The organism is Clostridium paridis, from assembly GCF_016765615.1.
GTDB lineage: Bacteria > Bacillota > Clostridia > Clostridiales > Clostridiaceae > Clostridium_T > Clostridium_T paridis.
In genome coordinates this window covers 1-972 of sequence record NZ_JAESWA010000008.1, presented here as the reverse complement: position 1 = coordinate 972, position 972 = coordinate 1, and the positions used below count along the sequence as shown (strand labels likewise).

Here is a 972-nt window from a genome sequence, read left to right as displayed (position 1 = left end):
TTTAGGAGGGCGCGGCCGAAGGTAGGGTCAGCGATTGGGGTGAAGTCGTAACAAGGTAGCCGTAGGAGAACCTGCGGCTGGATCACCTCCTTTCTATGGAGAACATACTTAAACTTATAATGAAGAATTTTAGTCCAACTAAAATTCGAGTAAGTGTTAAGTAAACAAAATAATAAATTGCACTTTAAAGATTACTACCTCTGTTTAATTTTGAAAGTACATTTAAAGAACTACTCGAGGGTAGTTCTTTTTTTGCACTAAAATATATAATTATAATGGCGGGGATATTATGAAAGTGCTCTTATTAGTTTGTTCAGGTGAGATAATAGCAAGTATGCTGGCCGATAAAGTTAAGTCTAATGGGGGTTTGTATGGTATAAAGATAGCTACTCAAAGTTTCTCTTCCATTAAGAATAAGAAAAGTATTGAAGATTTTAATTCATATGATTTATTAATTATATGGACAAATGTTAATTTGGATTTTATTAAGTTGTCTAAGAATATAAGTTATTTTGATGGAATATTACTAACACCTACAATTAGATACATATTAAATTCAATAGAGTCAGTTGTGAAGAACACTAATACATTCTGTGAATTTATAGATGTTAGAAATATGGTAACTATGGATGGTGAAGGTATTCTTAAACAAATTATCGTTATGATTGAAAATAAATAGTATATTAGGTATTGACATAATAGCTTAATATTTATATAATACTATATGTCGCTAAAACCTAGTGACAAAGTTCTTTGAAAATTGCACATAGTATAAAATTTGTTTTTAAAAACAAAGCCAGTTGGCAAATGTAACTATTTAATAGTTACTCATGTAAAGCTGAATTTAAATCTAAGAAATACTCGCATATTATTAGATTTAAGATATGAATTACTTTATAGGTTAAGCTATAAAGGGCGCATGGTGAATGCCTTGGCATCGGGAGCCGAAGAAGGACGTGATAAGCTGCGATA

At 30.9% G+C, this 972-nt stretch carries 1 protein-coding gene and 2 rRNA genes; all 3 read left to right on the top strand.

All coding sequences use genetic code 11. The features are described 5' to 3' along the window. Positions 1 to 93: ribosomal RNA gene (locus JK634_RS01465) — 16S ribosomal RNA — on the top strand; the annotation flags it as partial. Positions 94 to 289: 196 nt separating this feature from the next. Further along, positions 290 to 679: a hypothetical protein gene (locus JK634_RS01460; protein ID WP_202765863.1), complete on the top strand. Its 390-nt coding sequence runs from the start codon at positions 290 to 292 to the stop codon at positions 677 to 679. 220 nt (positions 680 to 899) lie between these two features. Beyond that, a 23S ribosomal RNA gene (locus JK634_RS01455) occupies positions 900 to 972 on the top strand; the annotation flags it as partial.

Excerpts from the sequence above, each read along its gene's own strand:
- JK634_RS01460 (WP_202765863.1), top strand. The coding sequence starts at position 290 with ATGAAAGTGCTCTTATTAGTTTGTTCAGGTGAGATAATAGCAAGTATG.